Genomic DNA, 25,350 nt, shown 5'->3' with positions numbered 1-25,350 from the left:
ACCTGACCACATCACTTCAGACAGCCGCATGGGCAGGCCGTATATTAGTAATTACTCAAAAAACCATTGTTAACTCCATTCATCTTTCGGCATAAGGCAAACCTATGCATTTCACCTTCAGCGTTAAATCAGGCAGTTAGATGAATGGCCGTTTATAAAAGTCACAGCCTCCCGGAAGTGGACAAATTTTTACCGTTTTTTGGCTTTAAAGACCGCCTTGGCCGCTGGATGCAAGGGAATGGAAATCCCCTCTGTAATTCCAGTGGGCGTTAATAACATCAAGCTCTGGTGTTGCCTTTTAAATTTTTTAAAATCATCAAGCACACAACCCAACAAATTCTTAATTGTTTTGTTGGAGGTTTTAGCATCAGTCACCAGAAGCGCCTTTATCCCAAAAGTTTCAGCTCCAACTTTATTCAATGAATTTCTGTAAAAATATTTTGAAACATAGCCCGTGCTATAATATTTATTCTTCATTAATATCTTTTCGATTACATTGGGGACGGGGACGAAACGGATCCTGGTCTTACGCGACTTGCATAATTGTTTTACATATTTATTCGGATTACCTACAAAGTAAAAGATGGCGTCGAGCTTACCCTCTTCAAATTTTGCCGCCGCTTCCTTGCCTCCTATTTTATAAACCTTTCCCAAATTCTTAAAGGTCATCCCAGCGACGCTTAAGGCCAATTTCGCATTTTCATAAGTTCCCGACCCGGGTTTTCCAACAGCCACCCTTTTTCCTTTCAGGTCAGTCAGCTTCTTTACACCTGATTTTTCGCGGGCAAGTATTGTCATTTGCTCCATATGCAATGACATTATGGCCCGCAATCCCTTATATGGCTTCCCCTTTTGGAAAGGCAATTTCCCCTTGTAGGCCTTATCGGCAACATCTGCCTGAACAAATACCTAAGCCAACCTTGCCGGAGATGAGATCCCCGATATTTTGAACAGACCCTTGAGTTGACAACACCTCAATCTTTGTCCCTTGTATTTTTCCGTTAAACAGCTTGGCAATCGCCTTGCCAACCGGATAGTAAACCCCTTTCAAGCCTCCAGTGCCCATGGCTATTGATTTGGCCGAGGCATTTGTGGAGCAGATCATAAGTGAAAGGCAAATTGCGGTGGCAATGCAAAATACTTTTAGTTGTCTGGACATTAAAACTACTCCCTTAGCCAACTTAAAAAGCTGAAATTAAGACTAATTTTACCTTTTTCCCATCGCAATCATAAAACAAACGGCACTCTTCACTTTTGTAGGTATCTGAACTTTTCCATGCGGCTGGTTCCTTTGTTCTACGATCTCCGAGAACCTGACAGGGGCCTCAGGTGAAAGCTTTTACCTATATTTACTGTTGCTTAACGTAACATTAAAACAATAATGCATATTTACTTAACAAATCAAGAATCTTAACCTGAAATCAACCAGATTTTACTTACCGATAATGGTAATTTTATAAAATAGGCCTTTAAGACCCGTTTTTGACTCCTCAAATTTTGGAACCGCTCAATTAAATATAAATTTTTTTGTAAAATAATAGGCAGATAGTCAAATCCTAGCATAATCAGAGGTAATTAAGGACCCGGCTATTAAGGACGTTTTTTGCTTGGTGTTTTTTCTCACGCTGTTCGAGCCGGCTTATACGGGCTAATGGGGTGGGATTAAAATGTTTTCCAATAAACAAAAAGAGAAAACGCGGCAACAGCTCACGTTACAGTTCCTTTTGATGGGGGTAACGCTTATGTTTTGGAAAACTGCCTTCAGGCGCATGGAGTAAGGGTACGATGATTTTCGGCCCTTATAAAAAAAGGAGAAAACCTTAAGCGGCAAGCGTCAACAAAAAGAAGTCCGGCACCCGGTTTTTTTAAAACCGTAACCGGTCGGGCCTGCAAAAGCCCAGGGGCCGGGGAAGGCCTTCTCAGAATATGCAAAAGTAAGAAAAAAACTTTACCGGCAAAAAACCACTAACGACATCACCATAGCTGAAATATTTCATTCATTTTTCCTACTCCATGTATAACTAAGATGCAACTTACTGATATTTTAACAAAAAATTATCCAACCGATTTTTTATTCAAAAAAGGAAAAGCAAACCGGTTGGAGAATAGTTTTGCTCATGCTTTTCAGCAAGCATCTAAAAATAATCCCGGCAGTTCTGCTATTAGAACCATAGCCAAGCTACACGTCAAAATTTTGTCAATTCATAACTTCCAGATCAGCTTGATCGTCAAATTCCTTGGCCAACTCATCTTGAAGGGCAGTGTAGTCCTTCTTATTTTCAAACTCAATAACCAGAATTCTATCGTCTAAAAGTTTCAACCTCCCATATTTAGTAATTATATTTATAGCTTGCTCAACATTCACTGTAACCCAACCTTTCATTCTGCGTAACAACTCCACGCCGTTGAAAGATCTTTCAATAGTCAAATCCACATCCCTTTGTTTGGCGTCCCAACCTATCCGGGCTGGTTCGACCAATACTGGACTAACAGGATCATGCATGGCCGCACACCTGAACCACACCCTTGCCCGCAACATGAGTTTTCTCCTTTTTTACTTTTATTATGCTAATATACCTTGTGCCTGTCCTATTACTTGTTGACATAGTAAACATATTTCAGGTATTTTCTCAAGGCTAGAGAGTATTGGCCTCGGTATTGCATATTTATTGATATAAAACCACTTGCTGGTGTATTATAATAAATTGGAACTATTGCGGTCCTTCCATATTAATTTAAAAAGACTATTTCTTTTTTATGATTCCAAGAGAGGCTACATGGAGCGGCAATTCAGGAGCTTTATGAAGTTGGGATTGACGGCTTTTTTTATTTTGGCTGTCACTTCAGCCATGTTTTTGACCTCGCCAAAGGCATGGGCCGAACCTCAAACCACTTATCGAATCGGCCCCAGTGATATTTTGGAGATCATAGTCTGGCGAGAGGATGCCTTGAGCTTTCCGGAAGTATTAGTGCGCCCTGACGGCAGGATAACTTTACCTCTGCTCGACGATATGATGGCCGCCGGGCTGACTCCCATGCAATTAAAGGAAATAATAACCAAAGCTCTTAAGCGTTTTGTTGAAGCCCCAAAAGTATACGTTATAGTCAAAGATCCTCGCAGCCAGACATTCAGTGTGTTGGGTAATGTTGTAAAACCCGGACGTTATCCCATGCTCAAACCCACAACGGTTCTGCAGGGGCTTTCCATTGCCGAAGGTTTTAATGAATGGGCCAATGACGACGAGGTGGTGATTGTAAGGGGAGTGGGATCAGAACAGAAATTACTTCCCTTTGAGTATGATAAAGTAGTCGAAGGTGAAACCCTGGAGCAGAACATAATCCTGCACCCGGGTGATGTAATCATAGTTCCTTAGCAGTCTGTTTGCGAACAGCCTCCCGGTTTATTTAGCGAAACCTGTTTAATGGTGGAGCCTGCCCGTGCTCTTTGCGAAACGTAAATATTTCTCCAAGCGCTTTCATTCGGAGTTTGGTTTAGTTTTAAACCGAAACAAACGGATAGTGCCCGAGGTTTTACTTACGGTCGCTTTGGCCTTTCTGACCGCCTTTGCCGCCCCTGCCCGGGCGGACAAGTTCACACCTTTTGTAGAGGTGGACCTGGGGTATACGGATAACGCACGTTTCCAGGAAGTGGCCAGGGAATCCGGTTTTCTACGGGTTTCCCCGGGCGCCAGGCTTGAATTGGGTCCACCGGAGAACCATTTCCGGGCCAGTGGAAAAATAAACTACGACTATTATTTCGACATCTCGGAATACACCAGGGTGGAGGGCGGGAGCCTGGACCTGCATTACACCCGGGTTTTTTCACCGAAATGGATTCTGGATATCTCAAACACCCTTGTCTCCACCTATGACGCCCCTATTCTGGACGAGGACCGGCTGGTGACGCTCGAACCTGTAGAGGGAAGAAGAGACCGAAACTCATCCACAGTGAGGCTGACTCACAATTTCGGGCCCGATGACACCATCTTTGCGGAATACACCTATTTAATAAACCATTTTGAGGACGAGGACGCAGATTCCTCCAACATTCACTGGCCCCGCCTAGGCGGCAAATGGCGCATGAGCCCCAACTGGCGTCTGGAGGGTGAAGGCGGCGCCAAAAGAACCGAATACGACCTCACCCCGACCATAGACAGCGTGAGCGCCAGTCTCACCCTGGTGAGACTGATGGGCCCCACCCAGGAGGCTTCGGTCACTTTTGCCTACAGCCAGGCAAGGGCGCTCACCGACGACCAGGAAATATCAGATAACCGCGACTACCGCATCTACAGTGTGATTCTGGGCTATTCCCACGACCTTACCCAGACCTTCAGCTACGGCGCGGCAGCCGGTGTATCAAAGACATTCCGGGCGGACACCCCTACAACCAGGGGAGAGCAGGACATCTACCCAATCGTAAACCTCTGGGCCAAATGGCGGGGAGACACCTGGCGCTTTGGGCTCAGTGCGGAAACATCTTTGGGTGAGTACGACCTCTACGGCCAAAACGCAGGCTTAACCTTCACCCACCGGGTCAACGCTGATTTCACCTACAGATTCACCGAACACTGGAACCTCTATACCAGGGCGTCATACATAAGGGATTCCTATAAGCAGGAGCCCCTTCTCGCCGCCTCCTTCGGCCGGGGAGATGTGCATACTTACGCCTTTTACAGTAGGTTAAGCTGGACCATGACCCGCTACCTCACCCTGGGGCTTGACTACAGGCTTTTATACCGGGATCAAGAAGACCCGGATGAAGAACGAAGAGAAAACAGGGTCATGCTGATCCTGACTGGTGAATACCCTTACCGCTGGTGATGCCATGCAACAAACGACCAGTATAGACATTAGACAGTATCTGTTTGTATTAAAACGCCGCTGGGCCCTGTCGGTCCTGATCTTCTTTCTGGTATTGGGAACAGGCGTGGGCTATTGCCTCTTCTGGCCCAAGACCTACCAGGCGACTGCACTGATTGTGGTGCAGCCCCAAAAAGTGCCGGGCAGCATCGTTCAAACCACTATCACCAGCAAAATAGAGGATCGACTTCAAATCATCACCCAAAGGGTCTTGAGCCGTTCACGCTTAACCGAGCTGATAGACCGGTTTAAGCTCTACCCTACGGAAAAGGGCAAGATGACGCCCGATGACCTGGCCGAGCGCATGCGCAAGGACATCACCATCAAAATCACCAGAAAAAACTATTTCACCATCACCTATTTATATAAAGAAGCCCAGGCAGTCTCAGCGGTCACAAACGCCCTGGCCTCCTTTTATGTGGACAGCAACTTAAGACTCAGGGAACAGGACGCCGTGGGCACGGCCCGCTTCCTGACCAGGGAACTGGAGCGCATGCGCAACCAGTTAAAGGAATGGGACGCCCGAATCACCAAATTCAAGCAGGAGCACCTGCAAGAATTGCCTTCGGCCCAGGAAAAGAACCTCCAGGTAATGGAGCACACCAGAAGAGCCAGGGAACACGCTGAAGAAATGATAGGCGAAGACCTTAACCGCATCGCCTTTTTGGAACGCTCGCTGGTGGTTGTGAACTCGGAGATTCAAAAAATCGAACTGCGCAAGGCCCATGAACGCAAGGTGGGCGCGGTCAGCCCCGGCCAAGGAGGGCAACAGGGCATCAGCGAAAGCAGCCCGCAGGCGATCAAAAAGGAAATCGCCCGCTTAAGGGTGTTCTACACAGACAATCATCCGGATATCCAAAGGCTCAAGCGTCACCTGCTTAAGGCCGAGGCCCAAAAAGCTGAAAAGGAAGGCCGTTTAAAGGCCCAGGGCAAGAGCGATTCCGAGATCAGTGACGCTGAAGCCCTGGAGGTGGCCAGCCTTATTGAAACAAGAGACCGGATGGGAAAAGCCCTAGCCGAACATAAGGCCAGGGTCAAGGAATACGAAAAACAAAGAGACCAGCTAACCAAAGATATAAAGCTAACCCAGCAACGCATCCAAAACGGCCCCATTGTGGCCAAGGACCTGGAAGAACTGACCAGGGGATACGATGTTTTAAAAGACGCCTTTGAGAAGATGCACGCCAAATGGCTTGACGCCAACATGGCCGCCAACCTGGAACGCACCCAGCGCGGAGAGCAGTTTGAGGTGGTGGATCCGGCCCAGAAACCGGACGAGCCCTATCGCCCCAGCATTAAGAGGGCCATTCCGGTTTCATTTCTCATGGCGCTGGCCTTGGCGGTGGGAATGGCTTTTGGGCTAAATTTCCTGGACAATTCCTTTACCTCTGTGGAGCAGATGGAAAGGTTTACCGAGCTGCCCGTCCTGGTGGTGGTCCCTCCCTTGACCACTCCTGCCGAAAGGGCCAAAAAGAAACGCAACAATATGTTGCTTATTTTACTTTACTTACTGTTGGGTTTTTTCATGGCCGGACTTTTGGCCATTCTGTTCACCGGTAAGGGGCCGGCTTTGAGGCAGATGCTCTTGGGGATATTCTCCTAAGGGGCGACCTGTGAAAGGCTTCTGAAACGGGCGGAAACACCCCGAAATCCGTTATTTCGTCGGGGCCTCTAAATAACTGCCCAAAGGAATCACAAGAGTTTTAGGTTCCCGTGATTCCGGAGAAACTAAAAGAAGGATTATTCCCGCAATCTGCCGGGACCAGACATCCGGCAGGTTAAACCATGCGAACCCAAGTAGGCTAAAAAGGTAAACATATTCTTCCGGGCAGTGAAAACAACGTCCTTTCGGAGGGCATGCTTTTTCGCTGAAAAACCGGATTCACCGGGCTGTAGCTACAATGTACGAAGCTTTTTTCAATCTGCGCGAAAAACCATTTGCCATAGAACCGAATCCGCGCTTTATCATGTTGCCCGACGAACACGCCGAGGCGCTTGCCACGTTAGTCTACGCCATAACGGAAAAAGAAGGATGGGCCCTGCTTCTGGGAGAAGCGGGGACCGGTAAGACCACTCTCATCATGGCTCTTTTGCGCCAACTTAAAGATGATGTCATAGCCGCGGTCCTCACCAATCCCAGACTGACGCCTTTGGATTTTTTCAACATGATCGCCCTGGAACTGGGCATGAACGGCCCCTTTGCCACCAAGGGTCAATTTATAGCGGCCTTTAATCAATTCACAGCCCAATGCAGAAAACGCAATAAGACAATATTGTTGGTGGTGGACGAAGCCCACAGCCTTACCATGGAGATGCTTGAGGAGTTGAGGCTTTTGGGCAACATAGACGACTCCTCGCCTAAAATTCTGAACATTTTCCTGGTGGGGCAACCGGAGATGGCGGGGCTTTTGCGCAAGGCGCGCTCCTCCGGGCTGCTGCAAAGGCTGAGGCGATTTTATCTTCTCTCCCCTCTAAACCTTGATGACACGACCTTTTATGTGCGCCACCGAATCTCCATCGCGGGTGGAGACCCCCAACTTTTCAGTGATCGGGCCCTGGCTGCGGTTTACAAGGTCACCAAGGGCAACCCCCGCCTGATAAACACCCTGTGCGATGCAGCCATGCTGCTGGCCTTTTCCAAAGACACCCGGCAATTGACCAGACAAATAGTATTGGAAGCGGCCAGACAGGAAGCCTCGCTCAACTGGGAGCCGGAAGAAGAACCCCAGGTTGAGCCTGATTTCCTTGAAAAGGAAAAAAAGGCGGCGGCCAAACTGCAGCCTGAAGAATATAAACCTGCCGAACAGGTGGAGCCCACCCCGCCTACACCTGTGCAGGAAGAAGCGGAGATCTCCCCCGAACCAAAAACAGCGCCGCAGCCCGAACCCGCCAAGTGGGAATATGACTATCCGGCCGGCCAGGACCAGGAACAATCGTGGGAATACATACCCGTGCCCCAGGAACCATACGGTGACACTTATATTGACCAGGAAGAGGTCTCTCCCAAGCCAAGCCGCTTTAAAAAACGGATGTTCAAAAAAGGGGGCAAAAAGGCCGCCCGCAAAACCAGGCCATCCAGGGCAGAAAAAGCGCCCCGGGCAAAAAAAAGCTCCGGCCTTTTAAAAAGAGCGATAGTGCTTTTGGCCCTTTTCTTTGTTATCAGCGGGAGCTTTGCTTTTTTTAAAGTAGGTGGGGTTTCTTATTTACGTTACAAATGGAAAGTCTGGACGTCCGACCAGCCGCCGGGTGTTTTTGTACCTGAAGAAGCTCCCGAAACGGCCAAGGCCCGGGACAGCAAACAATCTGAGGGCGTAGGGGACTGGGGCCCGATTGTGGAAGCCCCGCCTGAAACATCCGCCAAAGGAGGCCTTAATGGCTAACATGAATGATATCTTAAAGCGCGGAGGCAAAACACTGCCCAGCCAGAGGCAGACCACCCAAGGCACAAGCGGCCTCCCTCCCCAGGAGTCCAGAGAAGCCGCGCCGCCAGAAGCCAGACAGGCCGAACCGCCTACAAGGCGGCAGGTTATGCCGGATCTGGATTCCCTGGAGATAGAACCAAGGCAAGCCAGAAAGAAAACACTTTCCAGCAATGAAAAGGATCGTCTGGTCTCGTACTTTGCCCCGAGCAGCCCGGAAGCCAAACGCATTGATATTCTGCGCAGCCAACTTTTATATCCTTTTCATGGAGACCCGCCCAGGATCATCATGGTCTCAAGCGCCCTGCCCGGAGAGGGAAGAAGCCTTTTGGCGGCCAACCTGGCCATATCATTTGCCAGGGGGCTGGAGCAGTTCGTAATGGTCATGGACTGCCACCTGTTTCACCCCCAAATGCACCGGCTCTTGGGCACCCCACTCCGACCGGGGCTTTCCGATTATCTGGAACACGGGGCCACCGCGCCGGAAATCATGCACAAAACCAGCATGGATAAACTCTCGGTTATTCCGGCCGGAAGCCCTTCCCGCCGCTCCGCCGAGATTCTGGCCACCGACAAAATGATGGATCTGGTGGAGGAGCTTAAGGAGCGCTATAAAGACCGTTACATCATCATGGATACACCCCCGGTCCAGGCCGTGGACGACCCGGCGGTGCTGGCCCGCATGGTGGAGGGCATAGTGGTGGTGATCATGGGCGGCACAACAGACCGTGAAGTGGCCATGAGGGGCATCGCCCGCCTGCCCGAGGAAAAAATAATCGGTGTGGTTTTAAATGACCGCCATCAGGCTGTGTCAGACGCCACCAGCTTCAGCGGTCCCCTGGCAGGGGAGATTTAATAACTATGTTGGTGCCCTCCAGCAGGCCCAGCCCATACCACGTTGTTTTCGTTTTGGGGGAAAGCCTCCTGATCGGCGTGGCCGTGGCCCTGGCAGTGCTTTTAAGGGTGGGCGATCCTGGAGAACTTTTTACCTGGAAATACTCCTGGCACCGCATAGTTCTGGTGCCCATAGTGTTGCAGGCCACCTTTTTTTACTTTGACCTGTACAACTTCCGGGTGGCCAAACCCTTTATCTGGACCTTTTCCAGACTGCTCACAGCCGTGGCAGTGGGGAATATGGGCCTCACTGTAATCTACTACATAATGCCCCGGTTGTTTCTGGGCCGCGGGGTGATGGTCTGGAGCTTTTTTCTGGTTATCACCCTGGTCACCCTTTGGCGCTGGGGTTACGGCTGGGCGCTGCACCAAAGGCTATTGTCCACCAAGGTTCTTTTGCTGGGGCAAGGCGCCATTGCCGACGCAATCTTGGAGGAACTCACCAAACGCACCGACAATGTACACAACTTGGTCTGCATTCTGGATGCGGGGCCTTCCCAAAAAGAACTTGCAACCAAAGCTGATAAAAATCCAATCAATCTCATGCCCTTGTGGGGCAAACTTTTAAGAGCTGATTATCACAAAGAATTTGAGGATATCTACTCTCTTGTACGCTATTATGGGGCCAATCTTGTGGTGGTGGCCATGGAGGAAAAAAGAGGGGCCATGCCCATGAACGACCTGTTACACTGCCGCATGCAGGGTGTCTTGATCAAATCAGGCGAGGATTTTTTCGAATCCATAGCAGGCCGCATCCTGGCGGACCATGTCACCGCAGGCGCCTTGATTTTCTCGGCTCAAGGCTTCACCACCGGCGGCATAAGGGCCTATGCCAAAAGGCTCTTTGACATAAGTGTCAGCAGTGTGGGGCTTTTGCTTTCTTTGCCCCTTGCCCTGGCGACCGCCCTGGCCATCCGTATGGAGAGCAAAGGCCCGGTGCTCTACAGCCAGGAAAGAACCGGATACCAGGGAAAACCTTTTACCATATATAAATTCCGCTCCATGGTAACCGATGCTGAAAAAGCCTCCGGCCCGGTCTGGGCCCAGGAGGAAGATCCCCGCATAACAAAGGTGGGCCGCTTTATAAGAAAAACCCGCCTGGATGAAATACCGCAACTATGGAACGTGCTTATCGGCACCATGAGTTTTGTGGGCCCCAGGCCTGAAAGACCCCACTTTGTGGAAGAGCTGCAAAAGGACCTGCCGTTTTACGCTGAAAGACACAACGTCAAACCCGGCATAACCGGTTGGGCCCAGATCTGCTACCCTTACGGCTCTTCCAAACAGGCGGCCATGGAAAAACTCAACTATGACCTCTATTACATAAAACACTTTGGACTAAGCATGGATATAACCATTCTTTTTCAAACCATTAAAATCCTGCTTTTCGGTGGAGGTGGACGTTGAGTTCAGGTCAGGCCACTTCACTTGAAGTAAAAAAACCCGGGTTCAACCTGGTCCTGGTATGGACCGCCCTGGCCTTTTTATTGGCCTGGCTCTATATCCCCCAGATTATATCCATGGTGGAAAACTGGTGGAACGACCCCAATTACTCCCACGGTTTTTTAGTGCCCCTGGTCTCATTCGGCCTTATCTGGCGGCGACGCACCCAGCTTAAAAGGGCGGCTGCCGGGCCCGAGCCCTGGGGCCTACTTTTTATAGGGATAGGCCTTTTCATGCTCCTGGTGGGGCAGTTGGGGCATGAATTTTATTTGAAACGCTTAAGCCTCATCCCGGTTTTGTGGGGGCTCACCCTTTTGAATTGGGGGTGGAAACTGGGAGCAAAAGTAATTTTCCCCTTTGCCTATCTGGCGCTTATGGTGCCCCTGCCCTACATACTTTACGATGCCGTGGCCTTCCCCTTGCGACTGGTGGCCGCATCCATAGCAGGCTGGTTTTTTGAACTTTTTGGGGTCCCGGTCCTGGTGGAAGGCAATGTTTTGCATCTACCCCATATCGTACTCAATGTGGTGGACGCCTGCTCGGGCATCAGAAGCCTGATCTCTCTCCTGGCAGTAGGGGTTATCATGGCCTATATGGTGCTGCCCAACCGCTGGGTGAAAGTCTTGGTAGTAGTTTTTGTGATACCGGTGGCTGTCTTTACCAACGCCCTCAGGGTGGTGGCCGGGGGCATTCTGGCTAAATTCTACGGCCCCCAGGCTCTGGAAGGAACCGTGCACGACTTTACCGGCTGGCTGGTCTTTATGGCCGCCTTTGCCCTTTTGGGCGGAATAACCTGGCTGCTGAACCGCCTTACACGCCGTAAGGAGGTCGCCAATGAATCCTGAGAAAAAAAGACTTCTCCTGCTTTGGGCGGTCGTGATCTGCCTGGGGGTCACAAGTTTCTTGATTTACCAAGGCAAAAATGTAAAAGCTCAATACCTCAGGGCCCCTTTGCAGAAGTTGGACCTCAGGCTCGGTCTCTGGCATGGGGTGGGCCCGGATGTGGACTTGGACGAACGCACCTTGGGCCTCCTGAAACCCTCTGACTTCCTCCTGCGGGATTATGTGAATCCCAGAGGCCAAAACATAGCGGTTTTTCTGGCCTATTTCGGGCTTCAGGAAGAGGGGCGCATAATCCACTCCCCCAGACACTGTCTGCCGGGATCGGGCTGGCAGATAAGCAGCCGAAAGCAGATCGACATCCCCGGAAATAACGGACCCTACAAGGTAAACCATCTTATAATAACCAATGAGCTGCAGAAACTCAGCGTACTATACTGGTACCAGGGTAGAGGCAGTATCGAGGCAAACGAATATAAAGAGCGTATAAACCTGCTCTTGGACGGACTCACTTTAAAAAGAAGCGACGGTGCGCTGGTGAGGCTCACCATGGTGGTGGATCCCATGAACCCCAACCACCTGAAAGACCTGATCAGTTTGGCCAAGCCCCTGATCCCGGCCCTGAACAGGCTCATGCCTCCGGCGGGACCTACACAAGGAAGCTAACAAGAAACTTTTTTGCAGCCAAACGCTTAGGGCGGATAAAAACAAGCCAAACCCGGAGTCAAAAACTTGGGCTTTTTTTTCACACTCTTATTCACAGCCGTTATCTATATAAGGCCCCAGGACTTCATGGAGGCAGTCAAGGGCTGGCCTATCCTTGACTGGACAGCCATGGTTGCGGTGGGTGTTGTATTTCTGGAAGGCAGCATTCAGGCCTCCCGGTTAAAGCGTTCCTTTTTAAACGCCCTGCTCCCGGTTTTTTTCTTTACCCTGGCCATGAGCCACATAGCCAATTTCTGGCTTGGCGGAGCCACCATGGCCATGGGAAAGTTCATACCCACCCTGATCTTGTATTTTCTGATCGTGCTCACGGTGAACACCTTCAACAGACTGCGCATATACATCTGGGCCATGATCATTTTTGCCCTGTTGCTCTCCATTCACGCCATTATGCAGTTCCATTTTGGCTCCGGACTATTTGGAAGCGACATAACCATGCGATCCACCGAAGCTGGAACCTATATCCGTCAAGCCCAGGGCATAGGCATTTTTTCAGACCCCAATGACCTGGCCCTGAACCTGGTTATCTGGATCCCCTTCCTCATGCCGGCCATTCACAAACCATTTCTTTCACCAACCATTATCAGCGGTATAATTCTTTTGGTGGGCTTGATATCGGGCATGATCTACACCCGCTCCAGAGGCGGATTTTTGGCTCTGGCCTCGGTTTTCTGGTTCTATTTTTACCGGCGCACCGGCCTTGTCATAGCCATAGCCGCCCTGGCGCTCTTTGCCTCACTGGTGGTGAGCATCCCCCGAATAGGCCAAATCAACACTCAAGACAGCTCCTCCAGGGGGCGACTGGAACATTGGTCGGTTGGTCTCCAGCTTTTAAAGGAAAACCCCGTCTTTGGGGTGGGAGCCTTCAGATTCACAGATTTCCACCACCATACGGCCCACAACTCACTGGTGCTGGTGTTGGCGGAGCTGGGCCTTTTCGGCGGTTTCATCTGGATCGCCATGTTTTACAGCGCCTTCAGGGAAATTGCCCTCACCAAAAACCTTCCCAATGCCCCGCCTTTTTTAGACAAGCTCTTGGATGGGCTTCACCAGGCCCTGGTGGCCTGGCTGATAGCGGGTTTTTTCCTGAGCCAATCTTACAAGCCGCAAAGTTTTATTTTGATGGCCCTGGTGGTGGCCACCTTGAACTGTCTTGACAACGAGGGAATATATGTAAGGCATCCCTGGAGCACCAAACAGATGCTTTATACCCTTGCCGCCACACTGGGAAGCGTTGTCTTCGTCCATATCGCCCTAAGGGTTCTTTGGTCTATCTCCTGAAATTATTCGGGGTGCGATCGCCCTTTGAAAAACCGGACCTCCGCTATAAAAAGGTATTAGGAGAAAGCAGGGCTGCACAAAAACACCTTCACCCGGAACAGTTGGCATTGAATGGTTTTAACCAGGCGCCCTGTGCAAAGAAGGGCTCAGGGGTTTAAAAATAAATGAAACACAATCTGGAAATATGGCTGCCCGCCTATCTCAGGCAGGTTTTATGGAATTTCTCCCATTCCATAAAAAAGCCCCTGCATCTGGTGGTGGCCGTAGCGGACCATTTTGAACCTTTCTGGGGAAAAGCGGACCGCAACACCGCGTTGACTCGTCTTTCGATCTGGGAGAACAGGCTGGCCAAGTCCGGCGAGGGGTGCAGGGACAGCCGGGGCAAAGGCCCCCAACACACCTTTTTTTATCCCCTGGATGAGTATGACCCCTGGGTGATGGATCGCCTGGCGGCCCTTAGGGAGCAGGGGCTTGGTGATGTTGAAGTCCATCTGCATCATCATGGAGAAACCTCGGCCCAATTGGAAGAGTTCCTGCTCTCCTGGATTGAACGGCTCCATCAAAAACACGGGCTTTTACGAAAAGACCCGCAGACCGGCAACCTGGCCTATGGTTTTATCCACGGCAATTGGGCCCTGGACAACTCAAGGCCGGACGGCATGTGGTGCGGAGTAAACGACGAGATATCCATATTGGCCCGCACCGGATGTTATGCGGACTTCACCCTGCCCTCGGCCCCCAGCCCCACCCAGACCAGGATAATCAACTCCATTTACTATGCCACAGATGATCCCGAACGGCCCAAAAGCCACGACCAGGGGCGACCGGTCAAGGTGGGGGTTCCCCCATCCGGCGACCTTTTAATGGTGCAGGGAGTGCTGGCCTTGAACTTCAGAAGGCGAAAATACGGAGTATTGCCTTCTCTGGAAAATTCGGACCTGGGCGCCCATCGCCCACCTGGAAAAGACCGTGTCCCGGCCTGGATTAAGTACGCCCCCAGGGTCATAGGCGCCGAAAACATACGCTTTTTAAAACTGCATTGCCACGGCGCGCCGGAGGTTCATCATGAAGCCTTGTTGGGCGAGGCCATGCAGGCCCAATGGCAGGCAATGACCGGCAGACAGGCAAAGGAAAATGGAATTAACTTGTATTTTGTGACATGCTGGGAGATGGTCCAACTCATCAAGAGGATTGAAAAGGGCGAGGTAGCATTTTGAGCGTTCGACAGGTTTTAGCTATTCTAATAGCATGTTTGCTTATGGCGCCCGGTTTTGCCGCGGCTCAGGACCCCCAAGTGGAAAAGCAAGAAGTAATCCACCCCGGCCTTTTGCTCACCCCCAAAAGGCTTTCACGTCTTAAGGAAATAGCAAATCAGCAACAACCTTCCTGGACCAGGCTGATCTTGTGGAGCCAGCAGGATAAACGTAAAGAGCATCTTCCCCAGGACGGGCCGGGCCTGGCCCTGGCTGCCCTGCTCCTTGATGACCTTCAACCTCAGCAGGCCCAAAAAAACCGCGAAGCCGCAACAAAATGCGCCTTTGCCGCCTTGAAAACACCACCCTTGAGATCCTTGGCTCAAAACGCGGATCTGATCTGCTCTGTGGCCCTGACCCTGGATTGGGCCTGGCAAGGCTTCACCGCCAGGGAGCGCAATGACCTGGCCGACTGGCTGATTAAGCACACCATGAGGCTCAAAGACCAGGGCCGGGGGTGTTTTAATTCGGCCGCAGCTTCGGCCCTAAAACTCACGGCTTACACGGCCCTGGCCATACGGGGCACCCATCAAAAGGCCGACGAAATCTTCAAGTTCGCCTTTGACACCCGCTTCAACCGGGAAATCAAACCCTGCCTGGCTCAACTGGGCCAGGGTGGAGGCTGGTTCGAAGGAGAAAATCTCGGCGCTCGAGCCGGCTATGATCTGGTGTGTTTTGCCGCCGTGCTGAAAACCGCGGCAGGTATTGATGTATTTGAAAAGATCCCCTGGTTTCAGGACCGGTTGGGATGCCTGATCTTCAGCCTTTTACCGGGCTCAAACCAAACCGGGTATTTCGGCCCCCTTCTGGTTTCGCCCAGCGGAGATCAGGTGCTTTCCCCCCGCATGGCTTCGGACCTTGCCCGCCTGCAAATGCTGATGATCACGGAAATCTGGCCCCAGACCCCCATGACCGGCTGGGCCAGGGCTTTACAGATAGACTCCCGCAGGCCCGGTGTAGCGCCCGGACCGCTTTTGCCTATGGAATTTTTATTTTTTGACATGGAGGCCAAGCAGGCTCCTTTAACCACTGCCCCGCTTTCCTGGTTTGCCCCGGATGTGGGCAGGGCCTATTCCCGTTCCGACTGGTCGGATCGGGCCACCTGGATATCCTTTAGCGCAGGCCCCCAATTTGCCATCAATCAACACCTTGACGCCCTTTCCCTGGTCATTTTCCAACAGGCCCTCTTGATGCCGCCCTCAGGAGGTTACGACGGATTGCGCAGTAATTACGCCCTTAATTACGGTATAAGAAGCCTGGGGCACAACACCCTTTTGATAAAAGACCCCAAAGAATACTCCTGGTATGACTTAAGGGGCGAAGTCAAACCCAAGGGGACCTTTACCAATGACGGCGGCCAAAGGGCCTGGGCCTCTTTTGATAAAAAAGGCAAGGCAATCAAAAACCTGCCATGGACCGCCAGCAGCCTGAAAGAGTGGCAGGCCAACCAGGATATTTACAAAGCTGCTGAAATAGAGGTTTTGGAGGGCAAACCCAGGTTCACCTACATGAGGGCCAATGCCACCAAGGCTTACCAAGGCAGCACCAAAAAAGCGGCCAGGGTGGTGAGGCACCTGTTTCATTTAAGGGGTGGAGGCCCCCAGGCGGCCCTGGCTCCGGAAGTCGTGGCCGTGATCGACGATGTGGTCTTGAACCGGGAGAAGGCCAAGGTGGGGTTTGTAGTTCACTTTCCGAGCCAACCCCAAATTCCCCTGGATGTAAAGCCTCTGGGCGATGGCCGTTACAAGGGACCGGCCCAGGAGCTTCGGTTCAAAACCACCAGGGCCAGGCTGACAGTGGTGCCCTTGTGGCCTGCCCAGGGAGAACTGCATCTTTTTGGGGGCATGGGCAAGGCCGCTTTCCAGGTAAACGGAAAAACATATCCCCCCAAAAAGGGGACCAGAATCCTGGCCACCTGGCGGGCCGAATACACGGGAAAAACGGGAGATATTCCTAAAAAACCCCAGGTGTTCGCACTGTTGCCGGCTGCTGAAAACGCTCCGGAGCCCCCGCAGCTCAGGCTTTTAAGCACCCAAAACGCAAACGTAAAGGGTTTGGTGGTGCCTGATGCCAAATGGCCCAGGATAGTGGCGGTGCGCCTGGGCGAGCCCGATCCAAAGGCAGACCTGAGATATCTCTACCCCGGGGGTAAAACCAGGCACATAGTCGCCGGATTGACGCCAAACCAAAGTTATCACATAACAGCCGGGAGAAACTCCATAAGCATCAAGCCGGGCAAGGGTCTCACCTCAAGCCCGGGAGGCATGCTCTCCTTCCTGGTGGAGCCCCGGAAAAGAAACCAAAAAACAGACCAGCCGCGCCAGGACGTGAAAGCAAACTGACGAACCTAAACCCGCCTAAAGGCGCATATGATCCAGGCAGGAGTGTGCAACCCGTCTCCCCGGCCTGTTGGCAGATAAGGACCAACATGACTTCAACCCAGTCCACACCTCCGGTTATTGATTTTCCCATAGTGGAGACAGAGCCTTTTATCTTTAGATTGGCTATGAATCTTGTGCGCAAGAAAATCCGGGGAGGATTTCGACTTCTCACCCTGGCCAGGCAGGCAGGCCTTTTGAACAAACTTTATCGTCACCATTTAAGCCGGGAAGTACAGCTTTTAATCCCCCTTTACCGACCGGACGACGCCCTGGATGGCATTGGGGTGGAAGATTACGAGTCACAGGTGGTGCAGGCCTTTGCCGCCTTTATCAAAAATTTGCCAGGCAAGGTGACTTTTCTGGATTGCGGGGCCAACATAGGCATAATGAGCGCCAAGATGTGCGCTGCCTGCCCAAACATAAACCGGGTTGTGGCCTATGAACCCAATGCGGATGTCTATAGTCTCCTGCAAAAAAACCTGGCAAACCTGCCTGTGCCGGCCCAGGCCAGACAGGCGGCGGTTGGAAACATGCAGGGAACCGGTTCCTTGAAAAGCCCGCCCCATGATCCTTCCAGCCACGCCCGTTTTGTGGAGGCCGACCCCGAAGGTGATATTTTTGTGGAAAGGCTGGATAGCCTGGACCTTACTCCGGGCTACAGCCTGGCCCTGAAAATAGATGTGGAAGGCCATGAATGGGAAGTGCTTGAGGGAGCCTCAAAAACCATTGAAAATGCGGATGGTTTTGTAATTTCAATGGAAGCGCACCCCAGGCATTTCCAAAGGACCCAAAGAGATCCCTCGCTCATGCTTAAATGGCTGACCCAACTGGCCGAGGTTGAATTCCAGGTAAGCGAAAAACCGGATTTAAAGGTTGATCCGGAAAAACCTTTTTTTGAGCAGTTCAGCCAGGATATGGTCTACAACATCATCTGCCGTTCAGGCCTTGCCCAATGAGCCCTCACCCCTCCCTGGGCAGGTATTTGACAGGCCTGCCAAACCCGCATTTTTCTATGACCTTCTGCGATGCCGGGTTATCTGTCGAAGTATCAATATAAAAAACCCTGTGCCCGCTCATGCGATGGCAATTGATTGCGTTTTTAAGGGCAAAAGTGGCCAACCCCCTGCGCCTTACATCAGGTGAAGTCCAGATGGGCCCCACCACAACCGCCCCCGGCTCCACAGGGTAATGACGGCAAAAAGAAGTTGTACACCAGCCGGTGGCAACAGCTTCCTCCTTCAGAAAAACACAATAAAAGGATCGCCTTACAGTAATCAATTTAACCAGAGAGCGGAGATAGCCCGAAGTCCCCATAAGCTTAAGCAAAGGCTGTGCGAACATAAGAAAAAGCACAGGGTTTTTAAACAGAACGAATTCAGTCTCCTTGCGCTTGGCCACCGCCAAAAATTTTTCTAGAACCTGACGATAGACCATCTGCCACCTGCCCCGCCCCTCGGGCCTAGGAGCTGGCTCCACAAAAGAGGCGGGCCATTTTTTCTCTTTTTCGCTCCCGTCCCCCAGAATCCATCTGACCCGATGAGGCAACAGGTTAAACTTTGCCTTGAACCTCTGCATCTTGGGCAGGGCCCCGTAATAGGTGCCGTAACCAAAAAAACGCACCCCAGGGTGGTTTTTAATGATGTGGTCAACCATGGAAATAATCATAAAGGGAACTATGCCGTCAGACTGGTAATCGGCATGCCCCAAAATATGCTGGATCATGGCCAGGTCGCCTGCCACCATGCAACTGGCCTGAGCCACCAGCTTTCCATCTTTCTTAACCCCAAAAACAGGGTAATCATGTGTGGGATCTTGGGACTCAGGGTTGTGAACCTCAACGACCTCACCCGTAAGGAGTTCCTCGCTGACCTTGCCCTGACGTACAGGTGTCGAAGCCCTGATCTCTCTTATATCTTCCAAGTATTGATTATAATCAATCGGGGAGCATTCATACCCCAGGCGTTCCGCCTTTTTGCAGTTGCGCCGGGCCGAGGCATCAACTGTGGCGAAATATTCTGAAAAATCACTTGGCAGGGGGCAAAGGGCCATTCCTATGCGAAACTGACGCAGCAATGGCATTTTGGGATGAGGCTTTCGGGTCTCTGTATAAAAATCCCTTACCACCTGGGCGAAAAAAGGATCGTTGCGTTCAGCCTTGGCCAAAGACAAGTCAATGGTTGCCTGAGGCAAGGACACAACTTGCCGGATGAATTTAAACGCTGAATCAAATTTCAATTTTTACTCCGCCGGTTCAAATACATGTCGTTCACACCATTTTTCAATGAAAGTTATTCTGAACCGGGTTTAAAAACAAAACAACTAAAAAGGCCTTTGCTAAATTATCGGATAACTTCCAAGAAAATAAAACCTTAACATTACTCAATCAATGGTTGTGGTAGCAGTAAATGGCAACCTTATGCCCTAAGCGCCTTTAAGATGCCGTCGGCAGATTATCACTAGTCGGCTTATCAAGATTTCATCCTGAAAAGATATTCCAGACCGGTCAAGAACAGATTTCCAAGATCCAAATTATATTGAAGGCAAATCATGCTCACCGACCGGCCCAATTACGCCTGATAAAAATCAAGCGGCTTGAATAACAGGATATAACCGTTTTCATGCCCGATTCGACTTAAAAGCCCGCAAGGCTTTCCCTTCTCCAATTGGTTTCCCAAACGCCGTAATCAAAATACAAGCCTTTCAAACGGCGCCAAACAAACTTAAGTTTATCTCGCCTTGAATTTGTGTAAAATGAACTCTGTCTTTAATAAAACGCAGTTTATATGCTATACCATGTTATAGAGAGGTGAGCGCTATAGGGAACTCGCGCAGGCACAACCGTTTTAAAATACCATCTGCCTGCCGGAAGGCTCAGCTCTCTAAATAAACCCCAAAAAACAGGTTGATCAATAATTCCAGTCCCTGAAATTAAGGGTATCTGTCGATTATAATGAGAGGCCTCCTAAAAAAGTCGCAGTCGGCGCCGGGAAGAGCGTCGCTTGACTTCTCATCCTTTTGTAAAGCCCGATCTGCCGGGCGCCTGGAGGAGAACATGAGAGTTTTTCAGACTCGGCTCAAGGGCTTTGCGATTCTGTTATTGGCGCTAAGTCTATCGACGACGGCCACTGTTGCTCTGGCCGCAGACAAACATGATTACTATCAAAAAGGTCTGAAATACTATGAAGAGGGGAAGCTGAAAGAAGCCACAGTTGAGTTGAGGAACGCGCTGAAACTGGACCCAAAATATGTGGAAGCCCACTATCGTCTGGCGCTCACTTACATGAAACTTGGGGAAATGGCCCAGGCATACCGCCTTTTCTTTAATGTGGTCACTTTGGATCCGGACAACCTTGACGCCCAGATCAGGCTGGGCCAGATAGCCTTGTTGGCGGGGCGGGCCGATGAGTCACTGGAGCGCGCTCAACTGGTGCTCAAGGCAGAGCCTGAAAATATAGACGCCCTGGTTTTGGAAGGCCAGTCCTTTGCCCAGGTGCAAAACACCAAAAAGGCCGTGGCCAGTCTGGAAAAGGCCCTGGCCCTGGCGCCCAAAAGGGCCGACATCCATGTCCTTTTAGGTCAACAGAACCTGGAGGAAGGCCGAGCTGACCTGGCGGAAAAGGAATTCAAAAAGGCCGTCCAGCTGGCGCCCAGACTGCTCACCCCCAAACTGCTCCTGGTGAGGCTTTACCTGACCCAGGATAAAAACAAAGAGGCTGCCGAATACTTAAAACAAGCAGCCTTGGCCCATCCGGAGGAGGGACGCCTCCAACTCATGCTGGTGGAGCTTCTGATGCGCCAGCAAAAACCCCAACAGGCCGAAAAGGCCTTGCGTCAACTTATTTCCCAGCATCCGGAAGAAGTGCGTTACAGACTGGCTCTTGCCCGTCTCTTCACAGTATCGGGCAAACCCGGCCAGGCTGAGCAGACCTATCTGGAGGCTATAAGACAGGATCCCAAATCCATATGGCCCCTTTTGATGACCGCCCGTTTTTACGCAGCCCAGGGCGACCGGCCCAAGGCCAGAAGCTATCTGCAAAAAGCCGCTGAAATCGAACCTGATTCACCCATGCCTCAAAACGCCTTGGCCGAACTGGATATTGAAAGCGGTAAGCTGCAGGAAGCCGAAGCTACTCTGAACAAGGTGTTCAAGAAAAACCCCACCGAATCCTCGGCCCTGATTCTGAAAGCCAGGATCGAACTGATCCGGGGATACCTGGAGAAGGCGGTAACCACCCTTACCGAGGTGCTGAGAGCCAGGCCACTGGACCCGGAAGCCCTGTACAGAAGGGGGCAGGCCTTTGTGCGCCAGCGGAAGACCCAATTGGCCAAGGCGGACCTGAACAAGGCTATCAAGTCTGATCCCGCTGATATAAGGGTTCGCTTTCTTTTAGCCAACATACAGGCCGAGGAAGGTGATCTTTTACAGGCGATCGGCCAAGTGGATCAAATACTTGCCAAGGAGCCTAAAAACTTGGGCGCCATTGATATGATGGGGCGTCTCTACCTGGCTCAGGGAGCCTACGGCAAGGCCGAGCAGGAATTCAAAAAAATCATCAAACAGCGCCCTCAATCCGGACTGGGGTACCAGCGCCTCGGTTCACTGGCGGAAGCCCGCAGCCAAAAAGAGCAGGCAATTAAATTTTATGAGGAAGCGCTCAAAAAACAGCCTGACCTATATGACTCCATCATGCGCCTGGCCATGATCTCCATGGATGACGGCAAGCCCAAAAAGGCGGTTGAAGTCATTCAAAAGCAACTGCCCAGATCGCAAAATCCCTATGTTTTGCATACCATGCTCGGTGATGTCTATCAGATGCAAAAGAATTTCCCCATGGCTGTTGAGCAGTACGAAAAGGCCTTGGCCCTTAATCCCAAACTGGTCGGGCCGTATCTGGGCATGGCCGCAGTGGCCAGGGCCCAGGATAAGCCGAAAGACGCAAAAAAATATCTGGACAAGGTGCTTGAACTTCGCCCCACCAACCTGGCCGCTCTGGTGGCCAGAGGTGATGCGCAGGAAGTCCTGGGCAATACCGAAGAGGCGGCCAAGGACTACCGTGACGCCCTGGCCATAAGCCGCGACTTTATCCCGGCCCTCAACAACCTGGCTTATCTCCTGGCCCGTCTGGGCGGGGACAAGTACTTGAACGAAGCCATGCCCCTTATTCAGCAGGCCAAACGCCTGGCCCCGGAAGATCCCAGGATACTGGACACGATGGGTTGGATTCTGATTCAAAGAAAGGCTTACGAAAGCGCGCAGGTTGAGTTGGAAGAGGCTCTCAAAATATCGCCTGACAACCCCACTATCCTCTATCACATGGCCCAGGCCTACTATGGCTTGGAGAACATCAGCATGGCCCAGAAGACCTTGGAAAAAGCACTCGCCATACCAGGGTCTTTCCGCGAAAAACCCGAGGCGCAAAAGCTTTTGAACAAAATCAAATAAGAAAGTTGATTTACCGAAATGCGGGTAAAAACAACCATTTTTCTTTTGATCATTTTGGCGGCCCTCACAGGCATTGAAAACGCCTGGGCCCAACCCAAGGTCTCGGGGCAGGGAATTGAGCTGGTCCGCTTTAACCTGGTTTGCGAAGAAAAACCCAAGATAGGAAGCAGGGTGGAGATCTCCTTCACCTTGCGCAATGTTTCTAATGATTCGGTTGTATTTCACAATAAATTCGGGATATTTGTAGGCTCTCGCTGGTCCAGGGGCCCCAAAATGCTGAATCGGGACTTTGGCTACCAATACCAGGGCTGGCGGCTGCGGCCCGGGCAAAGCATTTCCTACCAGGCGTCATTTATTCTGGATATGCCCGGCAACTGGAGCTTTTGGCCAACCTACAACATAGCAGGCCAATGGGCGCCTTTTGATTCCCAACGAAAAACTCTTTCGGTCAGCGCCCCTGAATTCAAGGCCAGTCGGGAAGCTCCGGGAAAAACCTTTGTAGTATATAAAGGCAAAAAATTGCCTTTACAGGTATTCCCCCCGGACAACCCCTGGAACATGGACATTTCCCGCCTGCCCAGGCATCCCAAATCAGACGTCTATCTCAAAAACATAGGCATGTACACTTCTTTGCATCCCGACTTTGGCTCAGGCAACCGCTGGAAAGTGCTGGGTTATCCCTTGAAAAAAGGCACACCCTTCGGCATCCCCTACGTGGTGGTGCGTAAGGGCCAGCCCAAGGTTCCGGTTAAATTCAAATACTACAGGGAAAGCGACCCAGGTCCTTACCCCATTCCCCCTGATGCGCCTATAGAAAAAGGCGGTGACCGGCACATAATCGTAGTTGACTATGACGCCAAAAAGCTCTATGAGGTCTACCTGGCCTCCAAGGCGGGAAAGGGCTGGAACGCTGGCAGCGGAGCTATTTTCGACCTCACCACCAATAAACTGAGGCCCTTAGGCTGGACCTCGGCTGACGCGGCAGGGCTGCCCATTTTTCCTGGCCTGATCAGGTATGAAGAAGTGCACGAAAAGGGCGAGATCAACCATGCCCTCCGCTTTACCGTACAAAAGACCAGAAAGGCATATATCCTGCCGGCAACCCACCACGCCAGCCCGGTTAAGGCTGATGTGCGGCCGCCCATGGGCCTCAGATTGCGCCTGAAGGCAAGCTTTGATATTGAACCCTTTCCCGAGCCGGTCAAGGTTATCTTAAGGGCCCTTAAAAAATACGGCATGATCCTGGCGGACAACGGCGGAGATCTTTTTATTTCCGGCTCACCTCATCCGGATTGGAATGATGATCAAATAAACTGGCTGAAAAAGATCAAGGGCAAGGAGTTTGAAGCGGTTTACACCGGTGAGGCCTTTACCAAGTAATTAACAAACAGCCCGTTTCTGGAAAACAAATGCCCTGGCGCAACGCCTCCAGGGCATTTGTTTTAAGATCGGCGGGTTGCAAAAATCCAGCCCATCTAATAATCCTGACTACATAGTCCTTATATTCGCAGTGCGGCTGCCGCATTAACTGAATTCAACAGGCGGCCCCGGCGGAATCATCTTTCAGGGGGTCTTCCTTTGTCCTAAGCAGTGGTAAAAGCAACAAGCCCAAAAGTATGGCCAAGCCAAGCAGGATAAAAGCAAGGTCGAACTGTCCCTTTGTGCCCATCCAGCCCACAAAGGCCGGTGTCACCCCCGCTCCAAAAAGTATTCCCCCTGCGCTACAGATGGAAACCACCAGGTTTCTCTGGCTCGGCGGGCCCATACGGGCCGCAGCGCTCAAGGCGGGAAGGAAAAAACAACCCGCCACTGGCGACTGTACGCAGACAACTATCCAGACCCAGCTCGCATCCGCCAAAGCCAACAAGGCCAAAAATGCTCCTGCAATCCCCATAACAATGGCCAGGGTGCGCATGGGGCCAAGGCGGTCATTGACCCACCCCACCCCAAAAACAATGATAAGGCTCGGGATGCGGCAGTAGAAGATCAGATAATTTACTTGGGATATGGCCATTTCCTTGGCGGATACCAAATACAGGGGAAGTATGGTGTAAACCCCCAGACTGACCGACGCACCGAGCACAAAAAGCGAACACATCCCAAAAATCTGGGGTTTGGTCAAAAGACCGGCCATTACCCTTGGGGACGGAGCCTGGCCTTTTAAGTCTGTTTGGGGACCCCAGCGCAGGAAACCAACAAACACACACAAACTCAAAAGACCGTAGGCCAGCAAAAGGGAGCGCCAGGAAAGAAACGCAAAGAAAAACTCCACACTCAAAGGAGCCACCAACATGGCGGCATTGGGGGCGGTTTCATGAATGGCCAAGGCCCGGCCCCAATACTTACAGGGGATGATATGGGTCAGAACCGCTATGGCGCTGGGCAGATAGGGGCCTGCCGCCATGCCCAGGCCAAACAAGCCAAGCCTCATGCTCCAAAGGGAGTCGGCCACGCTAAGCCCCAGCGTGGCAACCCCCACCCCCAAACAGGAGATCAACATGGTGCGCCTGTGGTCCAGTTTCTGAGATACAAACCCCGAAGCCAAAAGAGTAATGAAATAACCCAAGGATAAAAAGAATAAAAGCGATCCCGCCTGGGAATGGGTGAGGTGAAGGTCCATCTCAATCAAGGGCAACAGCGGGCCCATGACCACCCGGGAAAGGAAATTCAAAAAAAATACGCCGACCATGAGGATCAGCGGAATCAACATGGAACCCAATTTGGATGCTCCCGGAAAAACAGTGTCTCACCTGCTCGCGCATTACAACAATAGCACTATTTTAAATAGGAGTCAGTCCCAAGACAAAAAAGGA

The 25,350-nt window shown here is 51.4% G+C and carries 18 protein-coding genes and 1 pseudogene; 14 read left to right on the top strand and 5 right to left on the bottom strand.

Features of this window, described 5'->3' with window-relative positions:
* Positions 1–189: 189 nt before the first annotated feature.
* From X474_RS13485 to X474_RS13475, 3 genes and pseudogenes are all read right to left on the bottom strand, one after another.
* A pseudogene (locus X474_RS13485) lies at positions 190–894 on the bottom strand (TAXI family TRAP transporter solute-binding subunit); the annotation flags it as partial.
* A complete protein-coding gene (locus X474_RS27275; protein WP_353743132.1) occupies positions 881–1,066 on the bottom strand; it encodes a TAXI family TRAP transporter solute-binding subunit in 186 nt (61 codons plus the stop codon). The gene X474_RS27275 and the pseudogene X474_RS13485, both read right to left, overlap by 14 nt.
* Positions 1,067–2,197: 1,131 nt before the next feature.
* A complete protein-coding gene (locus X474_RS13475) occupies positions 2,198–2,503 on the bottom strand; it encodes a hypothetical protein (RefSeq protein WP_197282096.1) in 306 nt (101 codons plus the stop codon).
* 298 nt (positions 2,504–2,801) lie between these two features.
* Here X474_RS13475 and X474_RS13470 point away from each other — a divergent pair, with 298 nt between their 5' ends.
* The 12 genes from X474_RS13470 (at position 2,802) to X474_RS13415 (ending at position 18,050) form a co-directional block, all read left to right on the top strand.
* A complete protein-coding gene (locus X474_RS13470; protein WP_052515193.1) occupies positions 2,802–3,374 on the top strand; it encodes a polysaccharide biosynthesis/export family protein in 573 nt (190 codons plus the stop codon).
* 64 nt (positions 3,375–3,438) lie between these two features.
* Positions 3,439–4,821 (top strand): hypothetical protein, encoded by a 1,383-nt coding sequence (locus tag X474_RS13465; protein WP_044349608.1) that lies wholly within the window; start codon positions 3,439–3,441, stop codon positions 4,819–4,821.
* Between the two features lie 4 nt (positions 4,822–4,825).
* Positions 4,826–6,463 (top strand): GumC family protein, encoded by a 1,638-nt coding sequence (locus X474_RS13460; protein ID WP_044349607.1) that lies wholly within the window; start codon positions 4,826–4,828, stop codon positions 6,461–6,463.
* Positions 6,464–6,761: 298 nt separating this feature from the next.
* On the top strand, positions 6,762–8,240 hold the full coding sequence (locus X474_RS13455) for an AAA family ATPase (protein ID WP_052515192.1): 1,479 nt from the start codon (positions 6,762–6,764) through the stop codon (positions 8,238–8,240).
* On the top strand, positions 8,233–9,135 hold the full coding sequence (locus X474_RS13450) for a CpsD/CapB family tyrosine-protein kinase (protein ID WP_052515191.1): 903 nt from the start codon (positions 8,233–8,235) through the stop codon (positions 9,133–9,135). The genes X474_RS13455 and X474_RS13450 overlap by 8 nt, the downstream gene beginning before the upstream one ends.
* Positions 9,136–9,140: 5 nt before the next feature.
* Entirely contained in the window at positions 9,141–10,580 is a 1,440-nt protein-coding gene (locus X474_RS13445) for a TIGR03013 family XrtA/PEP-CTERM system glycosyltransferase (protein WP_044349606.1), read from the top strand.
* Entirely contained in the window at positions 10,577–11,461 is an 885-nt protein-coding gene (gene xrt, locus X474_RS13440; RefSeq protein WP_082464359.1) for an exosortase, read from the top strand. The genes X474_RS13445 and xrt overlap by 4 nt, the downstream gene beginning before the upstream one ends.
* Complete coding sequence (locus X474_RS13435) at positions 11,451–12,122, top strand: exosortase C-terminal domain/associated protein EpsI (protein WP_052515190.1); 672 nt, start codon at positions 11,451–11,453, stop codon at positions 12,120–12,122. Before xrt ends, X474_RS13435 begins: the two co-directional genes overlap by 11 nt.
* Positions 12,123–12,188: 66 nt before the next feature.
* Positions 12,189–13,460 carry an O-antigen ligase family protein gene (locus X474_RS13430; RefSeq protein ID WP_044349605.1) on the top strand — a complete coding sequence of 424 codons (1,272 nt, stop codon included), beginning with the start codon at positions 12,189–12,191 and terminating at the stop codon, positions 13,458–13,460.
* Positions 13,461–13,624: 164 nt separating this feature from the next.
* Positions 13,625–14,677 (top strand): hypothetical protein, encoded by a 1,053-nt coding sequence (locus tag X474_RS13425; protein ID WP_044349604.1) that lies wholly within the window; start codon positions 13,625–13,627, stop codon positions 14,675–14,677.
* A 41-nt stretch (positions 14,678–14,718) separates the two neighbouring features.
* On the top strand, positions 14,719–17,055 hold the full coding sequence (locus X474_RS13420; RefSeq protein ID WP_044349602.1) for a hypothetical protein: 2,337 nt from the start codon (positions 14,719–14,721) through the stop codon (positions 17,053–17,055).
* Between the two features lie 86 nt (positions 17,056–17,141).
* Positions 17,142–18,050 (top strand): FkbM family methyltransferase, encoded by a 909-nt coding sequence (locus X474_RS13415; protein WP_197282095.1) that lies wholly within the window; start codon positions 17,142–17,144, stop codon positions 18,048–18,050.
* A 4-nt stretch (positions 18,051–18,054) separates the two neighbouring features.
* On the opposite strand, the gene X474_RS13410 is transcribed toward X474_RS13415, so the two are convergent.
* Entirely contained in the window at positions 18,055–19,329 is a 1,275-nt protein-coding gene (locus X474_RS13410) for a GNAT family N-acetyltransferase (RefSeq protein WP_044349599.1), read from the bottom strand.
* A gap of 817 nt (positions 19,330–20,146) precedes the next feature.
* On the opposite strand from X474_RS13410, the gene X474_RS13405 reads away from it, so the two are divergent.
* Together X474_RS13405 and X474_RS13400 are read left to right on the top strand one after the other, a co-directional pair.
* Entirely contained in the window at positions 20,147–22,537 is a 2,391-nt protein-coding gene (locus X474_RS13405; protein ID WP_044349597.1) for a tetratricopeptide repeat protein, read from the top strand.
* A gap of 18 nt (positions 22,538–22,555) precedes the next feature.
* Entirely contained in the window at positions 22,556–23,917 is a 1,362-nt protein-coding gene (locus X474_RS13400) for a hypothetical protein (RefSeq protein WP_052515189.1), read from the top strand.
* A 154-nt stretch (positions 23,918–24,071) separates the two neighbouring features.
* Here X474_RS13400 and X474_RS13395 read toward each other — a convergent pair whose 3' ends face one another.
* Positions 24,072–25,247: an MFS transporter gene (locus X474_RS13395; RefSeq protein WP_231688329.1), complete on the bottom strand. Its 1,176-nt coding sequence runs from the start codon at positions 25,245–25,247 to the stop codon at positions 24,072–24,074.
* Positions 25,248–25,350: the final 103 nt, after the last annotated feature.

Origin of the sequence: Dethiosulfatarculus sandiegensis, from assembly GCF_000931935.2 — a bacterium.
In the GTDB taxonomy this organism is placed as follows: Bacteria; Desulfobacterota; Desulfarculia; order Desulfarculales; family Desulfarculaceae; genus Dethiosulfatarculus; species Dethiosulfatarculus sandiegensis.
The sequence above is the reverse complement of the archived record's forward strand: the minus strand, read 5'-3'. Positions and strand labels throughout refer to the sequence as shown.

Coding starts and splice junctions, on each gene's coding strand:
- X474_RS13395 (WP_231688329.1), bottom strand. CDS start 25,247: ATGTTGATTCCGCTGATCCTCATGGTCGGCGTATTTTTTTTGAATTTC.
- X474_RS13455 (WP_052515192.1), top strand. CDS start 6,762: ATGTACGAAGCTTTTTTCAATCTGCGCGAAAAACCATTTGCCATAGAA.
- X474_RS13415 (WP_197282095.1), top strand. CDS start 17,142: ATGACTTCAACCCAGTCCACACCTCCGGTTATTGATTTTCCCATAGTG.
- X474_RS13445 (WP_044349606.1), top strand. CDS start 9,141: ATGTTGGTGCCCTCCAGCAGGCCCAGCCCATACCACGTTGTTTTCGTT.
- X474_RS13470 (WP_052515193.1), top strand. CDS start 2,802: ATGAAGTTGGGATTGACGGCTTTTTTTATTTTGGCTGTCACTTCAGCC.
- X474_RS13435 (WP_052515190.1), top strand. CDS start 11,451: ATGAATCCTGAGAAAAAAAGACTTCTCCTGCTTTGGGCGGTCGTGATC.
- X474_RS13420 (WP_044349602.1), top strand. CDS start 14,719: ATGGCGCCCGGTTTTGCCGCGGCTCAGGACCCCCAAGTGGAAAAGCAA.
- X474_RS13405 (WP_044349597.1), top strand. CDS start 20,147: ATGAGAGTTTTTCAGACTCGGCTCAAGGGCTTTGCGATTCTGTTATTG.
- X474_RS13460 (WP_044349607.1), top strand. CDS start 4,826: ATGCAACAAACGACCAGTATAGACATTAGACAGTATCTGTTTGTATTA.
- X474_RS13400 (WP_052515189.1), top strand. CDS start 22,556: ATGCGGGTAAAAACAACCATTTTTCTTTTGATCATTTTGGCGGCCCTC.
- X474_RS27275 (WP_353743132.1), bottom strand. CDS start 1,066: ATGGGCACTGGAGGCTTGAAAGGGGTTTACTATCCGGTTGGCAAGGCG.
- X474_RS13450 (WP_052515191.1), top strand. CDS start 8,233: ATGGCTAACATGAATGATATCTTAAAGCGCGGAGGCAAAACACTGCCC.
- X474_RS13475 (WP_197282096.1), bottom strand. CDS start 2,503: ATGCATGATCCTGTTAGTCCAGTATTGGTCGAACCAGCCCGGATAGGT.
- X474_RS13425 (WP_044349604.1), top strand. CDS start 13,625: ATGAAACACAATCTGGAAATATGGCTGCCCGCCTATCTCAGGCAGGTT.